The 21,388-nt window shown below is 56.9% G+C and carries 11 protein-coding genes; 7 read left to right on the forward strand and 4 right to left on the reverse strand.

The window, feature by feature from the left end; genetic code table 11:
* Window positions 1-3: 3 nt before the first annotated feature.
* The 3 genes from rfbD to FP026_RS03255 all read right to left on the reverse strand — a co-directional run bounded on the left by rfbD (window position 4) and on the right by FP026_RS03255 (window position 7,004).
* Window positions 4-906 (reverse strand): dTDP-4-dehydrorhamnose reductase, encoded by a 903-nt coding sequence (gene rfbD, locus FP026_RS03245; RefSeq protein WP_149633202.1) that lies wholly within the window; start codon window positions 904-906, stop codon window positions 4-6.
* Window positions 903-1,970 carry a dTDP-glucose 4,6-dehydratase gene (gene rfbB, locus FP026_RS03250; RefSeq protein ID WP_149633203.1) on the reverse strand — a complete coding sequence of 356 codons (1,068 nt, stop codon included), beginning with the start codon at window positions 1,968-1,970 and terminating at the stop codon, window positions 903-905. Before rfbB ends, rfbD begins: the two co-directional genes overlap by 4 nt.
* 177 nt (window positions 1,971-2,147) lie before the next feature.
* Entirely contained in the window at window positions 2,148-7,004 is a 4,857-nt protein-coding gene (locus FP026_RS03255; protein ID WP_210247953.1) for an FkbM family methyltransferase, read from the reverse strand.
* 333 nt (window positions 7,005-7,337) lie between these two features.
* Here FP026_RS03255 and FP026_RS03260 point away from each other — a divergent pair, with 333 nt between their 5' ends.
* Complete coding sequence (locus FP026_RS03260) at window positions 7,338-8,198, forward strand: sulfotransferase family 2 domain-containing protein (RefSeq protein WP_149633204.1); 861 nt, start codon at window positions 7,338-7,340, stop codon at window positions 8,196-8,198.
* Window positions 8,199-8,469: 271 nt separating this feature from the next.
* On the opposite strand, the gene FP026_RS03265 is transcribed toward FP026_RS03260, so the two are convergent.
* Window positions 8,470-10,653 carry a TonB-dependent siderophore receptor gene (locus FP026_RS03265; protein ID WP_149633205.1) on the reverse strand — a complete coding sequence of 728 codons (2,184 nt, stop codon included), beginning with the start codon at window positions 10,651-10,653 and terminating at the stop codon, window positions 8,470-8,472.
* Between the two features lie 298 nt (window positions 10,654-10,951).
* Between FP026_RS03265 and FP026_RS03270 the strand changes: the two genes are divergently transcribed.
* From FP026_RS03270 to FP026_RS03295, 6 genes are all read left to right on the forward strand, one after another.
* Window positions 10,952-11,854 (forward strand): alpha/beta hydrolase, encoded by a 903-nt coding sequence (locus FP026_RS03270; protein WP_149633206.1) that lies wholly within the window; start codon window positions 10,952-10,954, stop codon window positions 11,852-11,854.
* Window positions 11,855-12,106: 252 nt separating this feature from the next.
* A complete protein-coding gene (gene bcsN, locus FP026_RS03275) occupies window positions 12,107-13,090 on the forward strand; it encodes a cellulose biosynthesis protein BcsN (RefSeq protein WP_149633647.1) in 984 nt (327 codons plus the stop codon).
* Between the two features lie 60 nt (window positions 13,091-13,150).
* Window positions 13,151-15,340 (forward strand): UDP-forming cellulose synthase catalytic subunit, encoded by a 2,190-nt coding sequence (bcsA, locus tag FP026_RS03280; RefSeq protein ID WP_149633207.1) that lies wholly within the window; start codon window positions 13,151-13,153, stop codon window positions 15,338-15,340.
* Window positions 15,340-17,865 carry a cellulose biosynthesis cyclic di-GMP-binding regulatory protein BcsB gene (locus tag FP026_RS03285; RefSeq protein WP_149633208.1) on the forward strand — a complete coding sequence of 842 codons (2,526 nt, stop codon included), beginning with the start codon at window positions 15,340-15,342 and terminating at the stop codon, window positions 17,863-17,865. Before bcsA ends, FP026_RS03285 begins: the two co-directional genes overlap by 1 nt.
* Complete coding sequence (locus tag FP026_RS03290) at window positions 17,862-18,911, forward strand: glycosyl hydrolase family 8 (protein ID WP_149633209.1); 1,050 nt, start codon at window positions 17,862-17,864, stop codon at window positions 18,909-18,911. Before FP026_RS03285 ends, FP026_RS03290 begins: the two co-directional genes overlap by 4 nt.
* Complete coding sequence (locus FP026_RS03295; RefSeq protein ID WP_246665223.1) at window positions 18,902-21,322, forward strand: cellulose synthase; 2,421 nt, start codon at window positions 18,902-18,904, stop codon at window positions 21,320-21,322. Before FP026_RS03290 ends, FP026_RS03295 begins: the two co-directional genes overlap by 10 nt.
* Window positions 21,323-21,388 lie beyond the last annotated feature (66 nt).

Raw genomic sequence — 21,388 nt, forward strand, 5'->3', positions numbered from 1 at the left:
TCATCAATTCGCTGCAGGCCGCAACTTGGCAACAACGTCGCTGACGCCCTCCTGCCATGGCGGCAGGGTCACTTCGAAGCGCTGCGTAAGCTTTGCGCAATTGAGCCTTGAGTTGGCCGGGCGCTTTGCAGGAGTTGGATATTCTGAGGTCGAAATCGGCTTGAGCGCATCAAGGGAAAGGGTCAGCTTAAAGTTTGCGGCCGAAGCCTCGCCAAGGATATGCACCGCATAGCCATGCCACGATGTGTTGCCTTGTGCGGTCAAATGGTAGGTCCCCGACAGGTCCTCTGATGCCTGCGAACCAACCATGCGCTCTACGACCGAGCGCGTGACATTGGCGATAAGGGCTGCCGACGTCGGCGCGCCCACCTGATCGGCAACAACATTCAGCGTGTCTCTCTCCTGCGCAAGCCGAAGAATGGTCTTCAGGAAATTGCTACCGTGATGGCCATAGACCCAGCTTGTCCGTAGGATCATATACGCAGCCCCGGCCGCGCGCACGGCCTCCTCGCCTCGCCACTTGCTTTCGCCATAGACGGATTGCGGATTGACCGCATCCTCCTCCACATACGGAGCCGCTTTCGAGCCGTCGAAGACGTAATCGGTCGAGTAATGTACAAGCAAGGCGCCATTGTCCGCCGCCCAGCGCGCCATGATCCCCGGTGCTGCGGCATTGACCGCCATCGCTTGCTCAGCGTCGCTCTCGGCGCGATCCACGGCCGTGTAAGCTGCTGGATTGACGATGATGCGTGGCTTGTGCTCCTGGAGTGCTGCCAAGATACTCGCCTCCCTGGCAAGATCCATCTCCCCACGGGTGACCGCTACCACAGTCCCCAAGATCGGAAGCGAGCGCTGCAGTTCGAAACCGACCTGCCCATTGGCGCCCGTAACCAGAATCCTGCTCACGGTTGCACCTCATATTGCCTGTCGACCCATTCACGATAGGCGCCGCTGGTGACGTTGCCCACCCAATCCTGATTGGCGAGATACCACTCGATCGTCTTGCGAATGCCGGTCTCGAAGGTTTCGTCAGGTTTCCAGCCGAGCTCGCGCTCCAGCTTGCGCGCATCGATCGCGTAGCGACGATCATGGCCTGGCCGATCTTTTACGAAGACGACCTGATCGCTGTAGCGGCCGCCATCCACCTTCGGCTGCAGCTCATCAAGGATCGCGCAAATGGTGTGAACGACATCGAGATTGGGCTTTTCATTCCAGCCGCCGACATTATAGGTCTCACCAACCTTCCCGGCCTCCAGCACGCGGCGGATGGCGCTGCAATGATCCTTCACATAGAGCCAATCCCTGATCTGCAGGCCGTCGCCATAAATGGGAAGGCTCTTGCCCGAGAGCGCATTCAGGATCACCAGTGGGATCAGCTTTTCGGGGAAGTGATAAGGTCCGTAATTATTGCTGCAATTCGTCGTCAATACCGGCAAGCCATAGGTGTGATGCCAGGCGCGAACTAGATGGTCTGACGCCGCCTTGCTGGCGGAATAAGGACTGTTTGGCTCATAACGATTGAGCTCGCTGAACGGCGCATCATCCTTGGTCAAGGTGCCATAGACTTCGTCAGTCGAGACGTGAAGAAAGCGGAAGCCCTGCTTCTCCCCATCTGGCAAGCCGCTCCAGTAACCGCGAACGGATTCCAACAAATTGAAGGTGCCGACGATATTCGTCTGGATGAAGTCGCCAGGTCCATGGATGGAACGATCGACGTGGCTTTCCGCAGCAAAATTGAGCACTGCACGCGGCCTATGCCTTGAAAGCAGGTCGTCGATCAACTGGCGGTCACCGATATCGCCATGCACGAACACATGACGATTATTGCCCTTCAATCCTTTCAACGTATCCAGATTGCCGGCATAGGTAAGCTTGTCGAGATTGACGACCGTCTCGTCATGCCTCTCAATCCAGTCAAGGACGAAGTTTCCGCCGATAAAGCCGGCTCCTCCGGAAACCAAGATTGTCATTTAAATTCCATTCATGTGTGCAGCTTTGGACTTGCGTTTGCGGCTTATACCGAACCACACGAGCGAACGCGAGTTTCTGCTTTTTATCTCATACACTAACACTTTGAAAAGCTTTTCGCTTCGATCGTTTATCGACACGTCTTTCAATGCCACGTCCAAACTGCTGTTGGCTTATTTCTACTGAATACTATCCTTCGATCGAGCATCCTCGATTTCAGCTAGACGAGCCGCGATACGGCGTCCCGCTTCCGATACAGATAGTCGTCGCTCTGCGTCAATCTTGGCTTTTAGACCGAGTTCGTGCGCGAAAGCGGGCTCGTCATATAGACGTCGCAAAAGCTTTGCGGCGTGATCCTCGGAGGGTTGGGCCCATTCATAACCGGCTTCATACGGTGGTATTGGTTCACCCACTTTCACGAGGGTGTAGTCAACGAGCAAACTATTGCTCTCGTCCATGAATTCGGTATTTCCAGAATAGCCGGTCGCCACTACGGGCTTACCCATAAGCATGGCCTCAGCCATCGTCAGACCTAACCCTTCACTTCGATGCAGCGACACGTATACGTCACAGGCTTCCGTAATAGCTAAAACATCGTTGGGGGAGTAAACCTCGTCTATAATGGTTATTCGCGAACCTGCGGCCGCTTGACGCAATTTTTCCATTTCTTTGGGATGGTGACTACCGAATGAGGTTTTGAGTACCAGACGGGCTGGCTCTTCGGGACGGAAGGCCTGCTTGAATGCGCGGATAAGCCCAAGCGGATTTTTACGCTCCATAATGCTCATCATATGGAAAGTAAACAAATACAAAGTTTCGTTCTCGGGAAGTCCGAAGTATTTGCGTCCGCGCGCTTCGTAAGGGGCGAGACGCACACCAGGAAACAAGGTGCGAACCGGAACGGAAAGTTTTTCACGCAACCCTTGCGCCACGAATTCCGTTGCGGCCCACACTTCGTCAACGAGCGATGCCTGCACGCGCCAACTGTCCGGAATTGTGTTAAATTCCCAGTACCAATATGCGATCCGATAGGAACGGGAATCTCGCTCGCTAAGATCGACGCTTTCAAACACATGATCAAAAAACGGCTCGGGCTGGGCGTGCACTATCGTCACATCGTACGTTTCAAAACCGACGAAATGCTCGTGACCTGGATCGTCCTTTGCACCAGTCCGTACGTCACGCAATGATAATCCGATGCCGATTTCCCGTAATCCTTCAACAATTGCTTCGGCAGAAATGCGCAAACCAGATGGATAGCGAAAATGTCCAAACATGTTGACACCCGGCCGCGTAAGTTCGACAGCCATATTGTCACGGTTGATGCTGTTCAACCAGGTGGTGACCCATGGCTCCATCGCAACGGCGCCGGACTTCAGCCAGTCGAGGAATGAAAGAGCAGCTACCTGTTCCTTAAGTGCAAGCGGATGCGTTTTTCGCCAATCCTCCCTGGACCACCAAGCGAGACGTATTTGATCGGCTGGAGATCCTGGCAATACCCAGTTCGTCGGATTGAGCCACGCCCCGTCGGCTCGATAAGTCGCGGCAAACCAACGCGCGAAGCGATCCGCACCAAAAGGCGACGCTCCTTCGGGAAACATTGTCTGCCATGCACGTGTAACGCAAAATGCCGTTACGATCTCTCGCTCCGGACGCTCATTCGCCTCCTGAAACAACCACCAAATTTCCTCAAGTCGAATATTTTCTTCGAAGCGCCCGTGCAAGATAAACCAGCGAAAGAGCTCACTACGACCGGCTGGAGTCAAGCCATGGGGCCACATCTGCCGAATGTCATCGCGGCGCAGAAACACTGACCGCGCCCGTGCGCCCAAATTGGCATCAAACATCGCCTGAAACGCATTAGCCGCCTCATCAGGTAAGCCAAACTGCGTACATCCCTCTTTGATAAGCCAGCGCGCGAAAGTACCCTTCTGGCCATCTGAAAGTGCATGTGGAAAACGGGCGCGTATGTCCGAACGTCTACGCAGCAGATCGAGGGTCCAGCGAGCCGCACTCCAGCAATCTACAACTTTGTATGCCGGTTGTGGCGTCCAAAGCACTTGTGCCCTCGACCGGCCGGTCAATGCCAACACACGCCCATCGCAGTTTAGATCCAACTCAGTGGGTATGGCTTCGTACGAACCAACTTCGGAAATCATTCGTCTTAACGTCTCAGCGGGCCCTTCTCCGCCAGGGGGCCTTAGGCTTGGAATTGCTTCCGCACCATTCAGATCAGGATGCAAATATGGGTCTTCGTCGATACCCAAAATTCTGATGTCATCAGCAAGGCGCTGGACATCTTCTGCGGGATTGGAATGGCCACGCGTAGCGCCTTCGTGATGCACCAAAGCTCCAGCAGGAACATATGCCGTCCGATAGCCCGCTCTCCAAAGCTGTAAGCACAATGCGACATCGCTCATTGCGATTTGGTACGACTCATCGAAGCCACCAACTGCATCAAACGCTTCGCGCGTAACCATTTGACAGGCTCCCATCACTGCCATCCAATTGCGGGGATGGTGAGGGGAACCAAATAATTCGAAGCCCAATGCCTCTCCACTCCGATAGGCTAGCGCCGCGAGATGTGGACCTATAGTAACCCCTCCGTGTTGAAGCTCAAGTGAGGGGAACAATAGTTTTACGCCGACACAACCCACTCCAGGTCGCTGGGCAAAACGAACCATTTCTGCTAGCCAATCTTCTGAAATAACTTCAACATCGTTATTCAAGAACAGCAGAATTTGGCCAGTCGCCGCAGCAGCACCGAAATTGCAAGCCGCCGAATAATTAAATTTGGGACGAAAGTTAAGAATCTTCACACGTGGATCTGCCCCCAGCTCACTATATAATGCGAGCGTCTCGGGATGTGTTGAGCCAGTATCAACGATAATCAGTTCGAGATTGCGATAATTCGTGAGCTGTAAAAGCCCGGTTGTTGACATACGAAGAAGATGTGCTTTGTCCTTAGTGGGAATGACGACGGATACCCGGGGCTCTGTAACAAGCGGCCAAGTCGCCAACTGCGTCCCGTCCGGCTGAGTTAGAGCCTCCGCCTGATATCCATGGCGCTTCCAATAAGCCTGGATTGTTCGCCGCGCATCTGCAGCGGCAGATGTTTCGGCTGCCGGTCTGCCAACATCACTATCTGGCCTGCGATGGCACAACACTTTGGGGATACGCACCACCGTCTGCGCGATATCAGCAATACGCAGATTTAAATCCCATTCGAAGGCAGAACCCGCTCCTTGATCGAATCCACCCACTTCAACGGCAAGCTTATGTCGCAACAGGGTCAGACGACCAAAATAGTTAAAGGCACTTAGGAGATCTGGCGAAAAGCACGGCTTTAGATAAGGCTGTTCGCGCACGCTCCCTGCTGATTGGCGGTCCTCATCGCTATAGAGTATGTCGGCTTCAGGGGAAGCCGCAATTGCGGCTGCGACCTCGTCGAGAGCAGCGGGTGCGAGGAGATCTCCGGCATCCAGAACCGCGATATAGGTGCCGCGGGCTTCCCGCAAGGCACTCCCGCAGGTCTGCTCCTGATCAGCAATCTGAATGCGCTCATCACCGGCGAGGAGACTGCAAAATGACTGCCTTTTCTGCCGAGAAGCAGAAGCACCGCAAACCAAAACCTCCCATGCTGTCCGCTTCTGTCCGCGTAAAGATGCCAAGGTGCGGCTCAACGCCACGTCGTCATCTTGATGGCTCACATCAAGTAAGAAAGAAATTACCGGCGCCTCGCCCCGGGGAAAGGGAATAGCGTTCTCCGTAGGTCCGCGCCCTCGGATCCAAGCCAAATACTTCGATTGCGGAGTTGTGACCATCGGAACAATTCCAGCGGCAACAGTCGCTGCGTTACGTTCCCTAATAAAACGGAAACGCGCAGGAAGCCGCCATGGTGTAACCATCCACCAGGCTGCTTTAACGATACGCCTAAGCCGATTGCGTTGCGTCGGTGTGATATTTTTGTTCATCAATCGCAATGGCTGTGTCAGTCGCCAGCTTTTGGACGATAAAAACACGTGACGTTCGCGCTCTAAATTTGCGGCCCGCTGAAGTAAGTTGGTATTTTCTTCCGCGCGCCGCCTTAGCTCGTTCGTTCTGTGCTCAAGCTCAGCGCGCAGTTTGGCTGAGCTTTCCATGTGCTGTTGCAACTCACCTGTTCTGCGTTCAAGCTCTCCGCGCAATTTAGCCGCGCTTTCTGTCAGTTCTATAACGTCAGATCGCAGCCGTTCAGCAGCATGGCTATCTTCGCTAAGCCTGTCTTTTGCCTCACGCACTTCTCCGTGAAGTAAGGCAATCGCAGAATCACGCTCCGCGATCATAGAATCGCGCTCTACAAGAGCAGCAGGAATATAGTCATCAAAAACATTAGGTGGAGCGGAAAACGCAGCCTGAAGCTCAGAATGCTCGCGGGCGATGTAGAAACGATTTAACCCATCGAAATAGACAAATAAATAATCGGCATCGAGCAGAATACCTTCCCATAGTGCGTGCGTTGGCTCCGCGCTGAGTGGAGCTGTTGCCTCTATCACTACAATCCAAGGGCGCTGTATTGACCAATCAGCGCCAAGGAGCACCTCACGCTCAAATCCCTCAACATCTATCTTCAGAAAGTGAACCGGTTGGTCTTGAGATACGCGCTCCCGCCATATGTCGGCCAAGCGGCGCAGCTTGACCGAACTTATTGTCTCCTTCCAATTTACCCGGTGACTTTCTGCGATGACGTTATCGACCGTAGATAGGCCGGTGTCACCAAACAAATGCATCTCTATCTCGCCATCGTAGGCGCCAAGCGCTATTGGCAAGTTGGTATCCCGTGGACGCCTGGACTGCAGAGCTTCAAAATGCACCGGGTTCGGCTCCACATTGATGCCGTGCCAACCTCGCTCACTAAATAGTTTTGTAACAGACATCTCATCAGGCGAGCATGCGCCGACATCAATATAAAAACCATGCTCGATATGACCAAGAGCGCGCCACAGCATGACATCTTCAAAATTCTGAGCATAAGAAATAATGGTATCGACTGACAATCGCTAACTCGCTCGAAAAAACCAATGGGCCAACAATGAGCGTGCTTCTTATATCATCGCATGCTTCAATGCCAGCGCCTGACGCAAATTTACGACCACCCCGGGCTGCTAGATATTTACTAAGTTCTCCACAGCTGAGGATTGCACCCATCTGATTTAGCTCAATAAATGCGGGGCGCAATTAGAGATTCCATGACGGCCCAAGTTTAATCCACAACTGGGCCTTTAATGACGATTGACTGAAAAAAATAATGCCTGTTACACATCGGAAAGCTGTCGCCATGGAGCTCATTTCAAGGGTGGCAAATCCAGAAATTTTAGGAGCTTTTGCTAGTGGTTGCAGGTGGACTGCGGGATTTTGCACATAAAATGCGTTTCAGTCGTACTAAATGCGAAAACAGATATGCTGAAGCGTTGCCGTCTGAAATGTTAGCGTTAGCGACGGCGGTCTATTTTCTACATATTCCCAAAACTGCTGGCACCACAATTCAACATCTCCTTGCTGAAAAATTCGGAGAAAGGATATATCCAGAGGGACTGTGGGATAACTTATGGAACGAGAATTTTAGCCCCCTCGATAATTGGGACGTTTTCTGGGGCCATTTTGGATTTGCATTTGCTCGCATGCTGGGGCGGCCATCTTGGATCTTTACGTTCCTACGTGATCCATTCGAGCGAACTATATCCCATTTCCTTCACGTGAAGAGAGATCAAGGTCATCCCTATCATAAATACCTCTTGAATAAGACATTTGAAGAGTTTGTATTCGATCCCGTTGCAGTGCCATTGGTTTATAACGTTCAATCTCGGTATCTTGCCTATCCCTTTTCAGCAGACGCCTGTGGCGCAAGAATTCCTCCGGGGCAGACGACAAATGCTGTCTCTGTTACATGGGAGTTGATGAGTTATGGGATGAAGGATGATGAGATCCACTCGTGCGCATTCACCGCATTAGACAAAATAAATTTTGTGGGGTTTGTCGAACACATGGATGAATCTGTTAACCAGCTGGCGCGGCATTTGGATTTAAATGTTGGCGAGATTCCTAAGCTCAATGTATCGGCAATAGGAAATCAGATCGAAGATATTTCCGATCGAGCGCGTGAGCGTGTCGCCAAATTGACACTCATCGACAAGGAACTTTACGACGCGGCACGGGCGAAATTTACCGGCATGGGAGCTTTGCGGCCATGATAGGGCCGCCTTACTTTTAAGGGAATTATCTTCACATACTCATAGTTAGTTAGAAACCGTATTGAACCTTTTCGCCTCCTATGATGCGCACAAACGTTCCGCGGTTGGGCAACTAGCGATTGATGTACGGCAGTTTTCAGGCCACGGCCCTCAATTGAAGATTTCGCATAGACCCATGGCATCAGCTCGTCGATCTGACTATTGCAATGGCCCATTAACGGGCGCCGGCATTTCTGCGCTTAGGCGCCAACGAGGCGCCTGTTACACAACGTTACCACCGATACTTCAACGAAGCTGTGACATTGCGCCCCTGACCGAGGTAGCAATAACCCTCGTTGCAGACCGTCAGGCGACGGTTGGCGACATTGCGGAGGTCGACGGAGGCGGTGAGGCCTTTGTATTTCTGGTCGATCGCGCCGAAATCGTAGGAGAGTGCCGCGTCGAGATAGAAACTTGCGTCATTCTTGGCGGTGTTGGCCGTGCTGGTATAGGTCTCGCCCGTGTAGCGGACACCAGCGCCGACGGTGAGGCCCTTTGCCGCCGAATCCTCCTGGAAGGTATAATTCGACCACAGGCTGGCGATGCTCTTGGGCGTCACGGCAGGCGCATTGCCGGCATTGTCACCACGGGTGATTTCGGAATGGTTGTACGAGTAAGCGGCAATCACATCCCAGCCATCGGTGATGTTTGCCCTGGCTTCCAGCTCGATCCCCTTGTTGGTGACCTCGCCGAGCGAGGCATAGATGCCTGTTAGCGGATCGACGAGAACGGGCTTGTTCTTCTCGACCAAGTGATAGGCGACGGCCGAGAGCAGAATGTCGGTGCCCGGCGGCTGGTATTTCACGCCCAGTTCGTATTGTTCGCCCTTTGTGGGGTCCAGGATGCTGCCGGATGCGGATCGCTGGGTAACCGGGTTGAAGGAGGTCGAATAGCTAGTGAAGGGCGCAATGCCGTTGTCAAAGAGATAGAGCGCCCCGGCCTGGTAGGAAAATGCGTTCTTGCTGAGCTTGTCTTCCGTGGTCGTTCCGGAAGAGACAAGCGTGGTGTCGGTCGACTGCTTGACCCAGGTCTGGCGTCCGCCGAGCGTGAAGCGCCATTTGTCGAGCTCGATCTGATCAAGCGCATAGGCGCCGAACTGCTGCAGGCTGGCGCTGACCCGGCTGAAATTATACTCCGGCGTCGGGCCAGAGACGCCGTAGGTCGGATTATCAATATCGAAGTCGTAGGCGGGGTTGGCCGTCGCGTCCATTCCATATACGAAGGAATCGTTCATGCGGGTATAGTCCAGGCCGAACAGCATGGTATGGGCGGCCGGACCGGTATCGAACTTGGATTCCAGCTGGTTGTCGACCTGAAAGACGTTGATAGCATCGCTGATCGCACTCGCGCCGCGGTGGGCAACGTTGCCGGTCCAGCTGTAGGTGCCGAGATAGCGCGCTTTCAGATCCAGATGGGAGAAGCGAAGGTTCTGGCGGAAGGTGAAGCCGCCATCGAATTCGTGCTCGAACTGGTAGCCGACCTGCTGCTGCCGGGTCTTCTGATAATCGTAGTCGGGATCGCTGCCGCGCAGCTTGAGGACGTCGCCATCGGGACCGGTCAGTGCGCCGACATTGGCGTCGGTTTCGGTCGACTGCGCCGATCCGTAAACCGTAAATTTCGTCGCGTCGTCAGGCTTCCAGGTGAAGGAAGGCTGGATGAAATAGCGATCGTCGGCGATATCAAAATTGGTGTCGCCCTTTCGCGCCAAGCCGACGATCCGGTACAACATGGTGTCGTCATCCTTGCTGACAGGGCCGCCGAAATCGAACATCGTCTGGGCGCGATCAGACGTTCCGTAGAGAACCCCCACCTCCCTGATCGTTTCTTCTGTCGGCAACTTCGAGATCTTGTTGACGATGCCGCCCGGCGAGCCGGCGCCATAGAGCACCGATACCGGCCCCTTGATCACCTCGACCCGGTCGAGCGCATAGGAATCGGTTCGGAACATCCCGTAATTCATATAGGGCTGCCGCAATCCGTCGCGGTAGTCGCCATCGGTGGTAACGTCGTTACCGCGAATATAGATCTGGTCAAAACGCGGATCGAAGCCGTATGAGCCGGTCTGGACGCCGGCGGAATAGCGAACCGCCTCGATGATGTCCTGCGCGCCACGCTCCTCCATTTCCTTTTTGGTTATGACCGAAACGGAGCGCGGCGTTTCAACCAGAGGCGTGCTGATCTTTGTGGCGCCTTGGCTTTTCTTTGCCGCTATCGTCGTATTGTCGCTTGCGTCGCTCGACTGACCGCTGACGACGATCGGCGCGAGCTGGGTCGCGGTACCGCTGTTTGCATTGGAATCCTGCGCAAAGGCATTTCCGCTCAGCGCAAGCACCGTGGCAAGTGCTGTAGCACTGCCAGCAAGGTGGAACCTCTTGCGCGTCAAATTATTGATATAATTATGCGATCCCTGCTTCATGTTCCCTTTTCGCCTACCCGTTCCTGAAAAAGATGGCGCAAACTAGTTCGCGGGTGCAGCCGGCGTCAAGAATACATGAGTTATTAAGTCATCTTTTTTGTTGAATTTCGAATCCTTGTTGCAAAGTGGCTCGTTTAATCCACGGACTGCAGAAAATGCACAGCCGTAACTTGCATTATCGCTTCATTTGAGCGGCTTGCCAGATTGCGCCTCCGATAATATGAGGAATCTTATCATCTTTTTCATTGGAGACGCCGCACAATCCGGCGCTCCAAATATTCGGTCAGCCGGAGAGATCATGCCACAACCGTCATTACCTGAAGCAGCCGCTGCTCCAGCGCCCGTCATGCTTGCTGGCTGCACGTTTGCCGATCTGAAGTTTGAGAATGCCGATCAACCGCACAGGATTTTTCTTTATCGCCCTAGCAAGCCGGCTCCGCCGGAGGGATGGCCGGTCCTCTATTTGACGGATGGCAATGCCTGCTTTGCCACCGCCGTCGATGCGCTGAAGGTGCAGGCGAGCTACCCGAATGGGACCAATGTCGGCGAAGGCGTTGTCGTCGCCATCGGCTATCCAACGGACGAGCCGTATGATCCGCTTCGCCGTTCCTGGGATCTCAGCCCCCCGCCCGGCCGGATCTATCCGCCGTTCTTCCCAGACACACCCGATGTGAGAACTGGCGGCGGCGAGCATTTCCTGACGCTGATCGAAAACGAACTCAAGCCCTGGGTCGAAGAGCAGGTTCCGATCGATCGATCGCGTCAGGCGCTCTTCGGCCATTCGTTCGGCGGCCTTTTCGTGCTTTACGCGCTTATGGCGAAATCAGCGGCCTTCAGCCGCTGGATTTCGGCAAGCCCAGCGATCTACTGGGAAGACGGCGCCATTCTTTCGACCGAGAGCGCATTCCTGGACAACCATCAGAGTCCTCTCGACATCGAACTGCACCTTTCCGCCGGCCAGTATGAAGGCGAGACCCTTGCTCCCTTCCACAAAGGTACGCCGGAGGAACAAAAGCGGCTAGAACGCGCAAAGGAGACGCGCACGGTGGAACTCGCCCGCAATATGGCTGAGAGATGGGCCAGATTGGCGTCGTCCACAGAAACGATTACGTTTGAAGAATATGCCGGAGAGAACCACATGTCGGTCCTCCCGTCCGCATTGAACAGGGCTGTGCAGATCGCATTTCGCAGAGTGAAATAGTTAGCAAATTCATTCGCTTGTCACCTGCGGCTCCAGCCCATTCTTCGGCAACGCGTCGCCTGCTCGTGCAGCCGGCGCGATAGGCTGTATTCGGCGCGGATTTCCAGTCGTTTCGGAGAGCCATCAAGCAAAATTAACCCCTGGTTAACCATAATCGCCTTTCTTTGCTATATTGATTACAAGGGCTTGATTCTAAAGAGCGTCGCGCAATTTGCGATGAATGCGACCACACACGATTGCCGCGATCCCGAGATGCATTTTTCAAAAGCGATAGCGTTGATAATATTAACTTGCCTCGGCGCCGGATGTACGACAACCGGCCAGGTTCGCCAGTCGATCGGCGCGGATACCGTTGCCGCCGACAAGGCGCTTGCCTTCCCGCCCCCAGGCGGACCGGCGATCGTCAATGTGGTGGAGCGCAGGCACGCAAAAGATGTCGAGCAGACGATCTCGCTCTTCACCTCATCTTCAGTTCCCGGTCAGAATTTTCTCAAGGTAGAGTTTCTGGGCATAACAGGCTCCAATCCCGGGCTCGGAAGCAGGCCCTTCGAGACAGTCAGCGAGGGTGCGATCGCTCGTGAAATGGCGGCTGCGATCCCCGGCGTGCGGCTCGCTCGCTCGACGATATTCGTCCAGAACAGCTACGGCTCGTTTGGCTATGCCTCCGGCCAAAGCAGGGCCGGTGATACCTGTCTCTTTGCCTGGCAGCAGGTGAAGGCCGATTTTGCTCCCTCGCAGGAGCAACGCAATTTCGGCATGGTGCAGGTGCGCATCCGGCTCTGCGACGCCCACGCGACGGAACGCCAGCTCTTGAGCACCGTCTATGGCTATACGATAACAGGCCATTTCGCCGGTGCCGCGTTGAACCCCTTCGGCGGGCCACGCGGAGCCGATGCGGTTCTCGGCAAGCCGGGCGAACTGGTCTATCCCGATGCGACGACCTATCGTACAGCGCCGATCGGCATCGGCTACCAGAACCGCCCCGCAACAGCACGCACCGTTGTCATCCGCCGCCCGGCCGCGGTGCAGCCGCAGCCACAAGTCCAGCCAACCCTGCCGCCGATGGTCGGGCCGCGCGTACCTTTGCCCGACGGGCAGGGTGTGCCGCCACAAACGAATGGCGCAAGCGGGCCAAGCTCGATGGTGCAGCCGCCGTCTACAAATACCGCAAGTAATATCATCGTGCCTTTACCCGACTGTAACGGAGAAGCTGGCATATCCCAGCCGTGCCGCTAGCAAACAGGACGGCTGGGGGACGCCAGGATGGCGTCAGGCAATACCTTTGAAGGGACACCGATGCACACAGCACGCAGCATCTTGATATGGGCCGTGATAGCGCTATGCGGCATCGTGCTGATCACATTGCCGGTCAACCTTCAAACTCAGCTGATTGCCGGCACGGTCGTCGTTACCATCATGGCCGTGATCAAGGTCCTCAAGCGCCAGGGAACATGGCGCCTGGTCGCCCTTGCCTTCGGCACCGCCGTCGTGCTGCGCTATGTCTATTGGCGCACCTCCTACACGCTGCCACCGATCAATCAGCTGGAAAACTTCATCCCGGGCCTACTGCTTTATCTCGCCGAAATGTACAACGTCGCGATGCTGATGCTCAGCCTCTTCATCGTCGCGACCCCACTGCCCCCGCGCACCGCACACGCGGCCAAGACACAGAATTTCCCGACGGTGGACGTATTCGTACCATCCTATAATGAAGATACCAATCTGCTTGCCAATACGCTCGCCTCTGCCAAGGCGATGGATTATCCGGCCGACAAGCTCCGGGTTTGGCTGTTGGACGACGGTGGCACCGCGCAGAAGCGCAACTCCACGAAGGTTCTGGAATCACAGGCTGCGATCGCACGCCACAATGAACTCAAGCAGCTGTGCACCGATCTAGAAGTCGAGTATCTGACACGCGATCGCAATGAACATGCAAAGGCCGGCAACCTCAACAACGGGCTGGAGCATTCGACCGGCGAGTTGATCGCCGTCTTCGACGCCGACCACGCGCCTGCGCGCGATTTTCTACTTGAAACGGTCGGATATTTCGAGGACGATCCAAAGCTCTTCCTCGTGCAGACGCCGCATTTCTTCATCAATCCGGATCCGCTGGAGCGCAACCTGCGCACCTTCGACAACATGCCGAGCGAGAACGAGATGTTCTACGGCATCATTCAGCGCGGCCTGGACAAATGGAACGCGGCCTTTTTCTGCGGGTCCGCCGCGGTGCTCAGCCGCCGGGCGTTGGAATCGCAAAACGGCTTCAGCGGCATCAGCATCACCGAGGATTGCGAAACCGCACTTGCGCTGCACGGAGCCGGCTGGAACAGCATCTATGTCGACAAGCCGCTGATTGCCGGCCTGCAGCCGGCGACCTTTGCAAGCTTCATCGGCCAGCGCAGCCGCTGGGCGCAGGGCATGATGCAGATCCTGCGCTTCCGCTTTCCTCTCCTGAAGCGCGGCCTGACGCTGCCGCAGCGCCTCTGCTACATGTCGTCAACGCTCTTTTGGCTCTTTCCATTCCCACGCGTCATTTTCCTATTCGCGCCGCTTTTCTATCTCTTCTTCGATCTCGAGATCTTTACGGCGTCGGGCAGCGAATTCCTCGCCTATACGCTTGCCTATATGCTCGTGAACCTGATGATGCAGAACTACCTCTACGGCTCGTTCCGCTGGCCATGGATTTCCGAGCTCTATGAATATGTCCAGACGGTGCATCTATTGCCTGCCGTCGTTTCGGTCATGCTCAATCCGCGCAAGCCGACCTTCAAGGTCACGGCCAAGGACGAATCGATCGCCGTCAGCCGGCTCTCGGAGATCAGCCGTCCGTTTTTCGTCATCTTCGCCGTTCAGATCATTGCGCTGGCGGTCACCATATACCGCGTCTATGCGGAGCCCTATAAGGCGGATGTCACGCTTGTCGTCGGCGGCTGGAACCTCATCAACCTGATCCTGTCGGGCTGTGCACTCGGTGTCGTCTCGGAACGCGGGGAGCGCGCCTCCTCGCGGCGCGTCAGGGTGGATCGACGCAGCGAGTTCGGGACCGACGGCAATTGGAACTCCGCATCCATCGAGGATGTTTCCGTCCATGGCGCTAGGCTGAACGTCTTCAACAGGGGCATGGAACCGATCAAGGTCGGTTCGGAAGCCACCATTCGCTTCCAGCCCTATAGCGGTGCCGACATGGTGACCTTGTCGGTCGTCATCCGCAATATCGAACAAACGGGCGACATCACGGCCGTTGGATGTCAGTATGTTCCGAAGGGCGCCGCCGACCATCGCCTGATTGCCGATCTCGTCTTCGCCAATTCCGATCAATGGACGAAGTTCCAGCAAGCGCGACGGCGCAACCCCGGCATCATCCGGGGAACGATCTGGTTCCTGGGCCTGTCGTTCTATCAGACCAGCCGCGGTTTGATCTATCTTTTCAGGGGCGTGGGCTCGGATCGCACCCAGCAGCGGCAGGAGGCGAAGGCGAGAAGCTGATGAACCGCATCCTGTCTACTCAGATCCTTGCAGCTCTTATTACACTCCTCGGCGCTGCAGCCGCGCAGGCGCAGACGACACCTTTCGACATGTCCGGCGAGCGGCCGAAAGGGGCGTCGCCGATAGTGCCGCAGATCATCACACCGCGGACGACAGCACCACAGGCCGAACCGCCCAAGACGACGGCACCTTCAGCCACAATTCCTCAGGCCGTTGCACCTAAGACCATTGCTCCACAGGTTACCCCGCCTCTGGTCATAACGCCGCCAGCCGCCACGCCGCAAACCGCTGCGCCGCAGGCCACAACACCCGTCGCCCCGGTTCAGGCAAGCCCGCAGCCAATGCCGAAGGCAAAACCGGCAGCCGCTGTTGAACCCACGCCCGCGTTTCGGCGTTATGTCGTTCCCTTCACCAAATTGCGATTGGCGGGAGAGGCCGATCGCAGGTCATGGTCGATCTATCTGACGCCCGAACAGGCTGCGGCACCGGCGAAATTGAGCTTTGCCTATCAGAACGCTGTCGTCGTTGCTCCCGAAGCCTCGCAGCTTACCGTCCTACTAAACGATCGCGTGGTGCACCAGCAGCAGATCGGCTCTTCCGATAACGAATCGGATGTCACTTTCGACATCCCGCGCGGGCTCCTGCAACCCGGCGCCAATCTGCTGACCTTCGAGGCGGCGCAACGCCACCGCGTCGATTGCGATATCCCCTCGACCTACGAGCTCTGGTCGGACATCGATCCCGCAAGAACCTATCTGAGCTTCGCCAGCAGCGAGGCGGAAAAATTGTCGACCACCGATGCGATCCGTGCGATCGGCGTCGACGGAGCCGGCAAGACGCAGTTCAATCTTGTCGTGCCGGCGCTTGCACAACCCGGAACGACCAAGCCTATACTACGTCTCGCGCAGGGCCTCGCCCTGCTCAGCGGAATGCCGAACGAGACCTTCTCGTTCGATACGGACGCACTGCCCTCACCCGGTCCCGGCAAAATGGCTGTTATCGTCGGCACGCCGGCGGAGTTGCAACCCGTCTTTGCGGTTCCGGCCTCAGCGCAAAATGGAGCTCTGGCGACATTTGCGACCGATCCGCGTAGCGGGCAGCAGCTTTTGCTTATCAGCGGTCCATCCTGGCAGGCGATTTCCTCTGCGATCGATATGGTGGTTTCTCCGACCGACCGAGATCCCGATACCCGCCGGGATCTGCTGGTGACGCAACGATGGTCGGCTCCGGATGCGCCGCTGATCTACTCAGGCACTAGCCTCTCCTTCGAGCAGCTGGGCGTCAAGACCACCGAATTCTCCGGACGGCGCTTCCACACCAGCTTCAACGTAGCAATCCCATCCGATTTCTATGCGAACGCCTATGGGGAAGCCACCATCCTGCTTGACGCAGCCTATGCCAAGGATGTGCGTCCGGGCAGCCATATCGACGTCTATGTCAACGGCAGCATCGCCACGACGAAGCCGATCACGGCGACCGGCGGCGGCATCTTCCGGCAACTGCCCGTCCGTATCACCATGCGCCATTTCAAGCCGGGCCTGAACACGATCACGCTGGAAGCCATATTGCTCGCCGACGAGGATCGAGCCTGCGCGCCTGCGGCAACGTCGAGTACGACTCCGCGTTTTGCATTGTTCGATACCAGCCAGTTCCGCGTCCCGGATTTTGCGAGGGTCGCACAGCGGCCCAACCTTGCCGCATTCGCCGGTACTGGCTACCCCTACAATCGCGGCAGCGAGCCGACCGCGCTCTTCATCGACCGGGCGGATGCCGACACGCTATCTGCGGCCGCGACGCTCCTTGGTCGAATGGCGCTCGTTGCCGGACATCCCATCGCTTTGGACCCGACGGTCTCCTCAAACACAGCCGGAACCCGCAACGCGCTGTTCATCGGCTCCGTCTCGCAACTGCCGTCGACGGTCCTCGCGCAAATGAACATCTCGTCATCGAGCCAGGTGGCATGGCGGACGCCCACTCCGGGTCAGACCGGCACGCCGGAAGCCTCCGTGACGATCGCCGATTGGCGCTCCCGCATCAGCGGCGGACTGCTGCAAGGGCAGATGGAACACTTCCAGCAATGGATGCACCGCAATTTCGATATCACGCTGAGCTCGCTGCGCTTCATGCCCAGCTCGGAGCAGGTGTTCACGCCGTCGAACGTCAACAGCCTTCTCTTCGCCCAGGAGGCAAATCCGACCAATGATGCGACCTGGACCGCCGTGACCGCACCGAGTGCGCAAGACCTGCGCTCCGGTGTGGAGGCAATGACCATGCAGAGCACCTGGCCTGAGATCAGCGGTCGCATCACTGTCTATTCCGGCAAGACCGGAAAGATCGATACGGTTCCCGTCAGCCGCTTCACTTTCGTCACATCCCAGCCGTGGTCGCTGACAAACTATCGGTTGATCGCCGCAAACTGGCTTTCCAGCAACATACTATCCTACGCACTCCTGTTTGTAGCCGCCTCTTTCTTGCTCGGCGTCAGCACGGCTAGCGTCCTTTCCAAGATCGGCAGGCGCGAATGAGAGGCTGGCGCTCCCTTCTTGCGATCTGCACCGCAACCGCCCTGATGGCGGCCCAACCGGTCGCCGCTCAGCGCGCAGCGATCGATCCGCAAGCCTGGGCTGCCTATAAAGCGAAGTTTCTCGATCAGAATGGCCGTATCATCGACAATGGCAATAACGGTATCAGCCATAGCGAAGGCCAAGGCTACGGTCTCCTTCTTGCCTATCTCGCTAATAGTCAGGCTGATTTCGAGCAGATCTGGTATTTTACCCGCACGGAACTCCTGCTCCGCGACGATGGCCTCGCCGTCTGGAAATGGGATCCGGCGGTCACACCTCACGTCACGGACACGAATGATGCTTCCGACGGCGACCTGTTGATCGCCTATGCCTTGGCGCTTGCAGGATCGGCCTGGGAAAGGAAGGATTATCTGCAGGCCGCCGCGAATATGGCCAAGGTAATCCTCTCGCATGTGGTCGTCAATTCCGGAGGGCGGACGCTGCTCATCCCGGGTGTGGATGGGTATCTGCCGCCGGGGCGCAAGGACGGCCCTGTCATCAATCCATCCTATTGGATCTTCGAAGCGTTTCCCGTCATGGCGTTGCTGGCGCCTTCCGACCGCTGGCGGAAATTGAGCGACGATGGTCTAGCCTTGCTGCGCACGATGCAATTTGGCCCACGCAAGCTCCCTGCCGATTGGGTCAGCCTGAGGGCCAAGCCGGAACCCGCCGACGGCTTCGAGGCGGAATTCGGCTATAATGCTGTCAGGATTCCGCTTTACCTGGCGCGGGCTGGCATAGACGACAAAGCTCTGCTCACGCGCCTGCGGCAAGGCATGACTGTCGAGGGAGACGTGCCGGCGACGATCGACCTTGCAACCGGCAAGCCGAAGGACCTGCTTTCTGAGCCCGGTTATGAAATTGTTAACCATGTTGTGGCGTGTGTGGTGAACGGAACGAAACTGCCAGCTTCGGTCAGGCAGTTCGCACCATCGCTTTACTATCCAGCCACCTTGCAACTGCTAAGTCTGGCTTTCGTCGCGGAGAAACATCCGGAGTGTTTATAAAGTCCACCTTGATTATGGCTTTCATGGCTGTCGCCGTGGCGGGGTTCACGCTCGCCACGAAGGATCATGACTCGCCTGAGGACAAGATCAAGCTGGCAAAATCCAGTCGCCTGGAACCGCAAATCACGCTCGCTGCGGATATGACGCAGGGCGACACTCACGGACAGCCTGTCGACCTACGGGCACTCGCCAATCACATACAGGCAAACGCTCCCTCTCCAGTTCTCCCCGAGCCTTCGAGCTCGCGGCAGGGGGGCTCGGCCGAGCCGGACGCAGTCGCACAGACCACGCCGCCATCACAATCGACACCACAGCCGTCATCGCAGCAACAGAGCCAGGCTCAACCCGGCACTAACCCGCCCAAGGTGGATGAAAGTGCACTGCGCTATTTTGCCAGCCGTGGCGACAAGGCAAGGCTGCAGGCCGAAATCTCGCGCTTGCAGGCGCTCTATCCCAATTGGACGCCACCCGCCGATCCGCTGACCGTCCCGCAAAATGGAGACAAGCAGCTCGAGGCCATGTGGCAGCTCTATTCGGAGGGCCGCTATGCAGAAGTGCGCAAGGCCATTGCCGATCGCCAGGCGGCCGAAACCGGCTGGCAGCCGCCCACCGATCTCCTTGAGCGCCTCGATGTAGCAGAAGCCCGCACTCGCCTTGTCAACGCCTCCGACCTCAAGCAATACGCGACCGTGATCGACGTCGGCGCCAATACGCCAAGCCTGCTGACCTGCAGTGACATCGACATCCTCTGGCGCGTTGCCGAAGCATTTATCCGCACGGATCGTGCAGCGCGCGGACAGGATGCTTACAAATATATTCTGAAGACCTGCACCAACCCGCAGGAAAGGCTTGCCACCATTCAGAAAGCCGCGAGCCTGCTGTCATACCAGCCGATGCAGGATCTGCTGGCGCTCGAGAAACCCGACGGCAATGGCGGCCGGGAGTTCGATAGTATCAGGACAGATCTTGCCCGCCGTTTCGTAGCCGAGGGCAATGAAGACCCCAAGCTGACCGTCGCCCAGGATTATCTGTCTCAAGTCGAACGTATCGCCCGCAGCCAGGGTCTGGCATCGGATGATGCGCTCCTTGGCTGGTACTATCTGCGCCGCGCCAACTACAGCGACGCCGAACAATGGTTCAAAGCCGCACATGAGAAAGACGATTCCGCAACGATCTCGCAGGGACTGGCCCTGGTTCTGATCGCCGACCACAAACCGCAGGAAGCAGAAGACGTCATGTACAAATGGCGCAACGAATCCAAGGATGCGATGGCGACCTACCTTGCTGCAACTGCCAATCTGATGGCCCTGCAACCACCACCCAATCTCGGCGAGGAGGTGCTGCAGCGCGTTGCCGGCGAGATCGTGAAAGAGAAATATGTGCCGACGGCGCAGCAATTCGGCTGGTATGCCCGCACGCTGAATCAGCCGCAGGCGGCCGCCCGCTGGTTCGAGACGGCTCTGCGCTGGAAGCCGGACGACGAACCTTCCGCCTATGGTCTCGCAATCACGCGCGATCAGTTGAATGACCGGCAGGGTGTCGCCGAGGTCCAACGGCTTTGGGCCGGCCGCTCGCAGCGCATCGCCGTCCTCGGTGAGCCGGCGCAGCGCGCACCTGTCTCAGCACCATTGCCCTCCCCCAACCAGGCAGCGCAGGCGGCGGAGCAAGCCTCGCCGCAAGCGCTGCCACAGACAACGCAACAGAGTATCCCACAATATGCGGCGCCTGTTGCTCCACAAAGGACAGCTCAAGTCCCCGCAACGGGGCCCAATACCAACGCTCCGATCGCGGCGCAGCCAGTAGCGCCTGGGCGGCGTATCCCACCAGCCAAATATGCTGAATCGGAAACCCGCACCAGATCGGCTGTGCGCCCAGCTCGGCAGCCATCCGGATGCACGACCACCGTCAATGCGGAGCTGCTCACACCTACCAATGCCTTGTCGCGCGGCTGGTGCCTGATGAACCTCAATCGACCGATGGAGGCGGTGGAAGCCTTCGGCGTCGCATTGAACAATGCCGATTCCAAGTCGCGGGAAGAGGCAGCCTATGGCCAAAGCCTTGCCTATCTTCGTGCAGGCCTCGCCAACAACGCAGCGGTGGCCGCAACCAAGGCCCCGATGAGCCATCAACGCGCCGCCGAGCTGCAGGTAGCCATACTCTCCGATCGCGCACTATCCGCCTTCTCGAGCAAGCGCTACCATGAGACGCTGCTCTATCTCGACCAGCGCGCACAATTGCAGCAGGAGCGCGTCGATCTCATGGTGCTGCGCGGATATTGCTATCTCAATCTCAAAATGTACGACGATGCCGAACGCATCTTCACAGCAGTCGCTGCCACCGGCAACCGCGACGGCAGCCGCGGGCTGAGAGACCTCATGCTCGCCAAACATCCCCAGCCGGGCGGTTATTGATACCACTCGGATTCACAACATATCGAAAACCGATAGCGTTTACCGTGGAGCAGAGTTCGACTTAAG

The sequence above is a fragment of the Martinezella tropici genome (assembly GCF_008370325.1).
Lineage (GTDB): Bacteria > Pseudomonadota > Alphaproteobacteria > Rhizobiales > Rhizobiaceae > Rhizobium > Rhizobium tropici_B.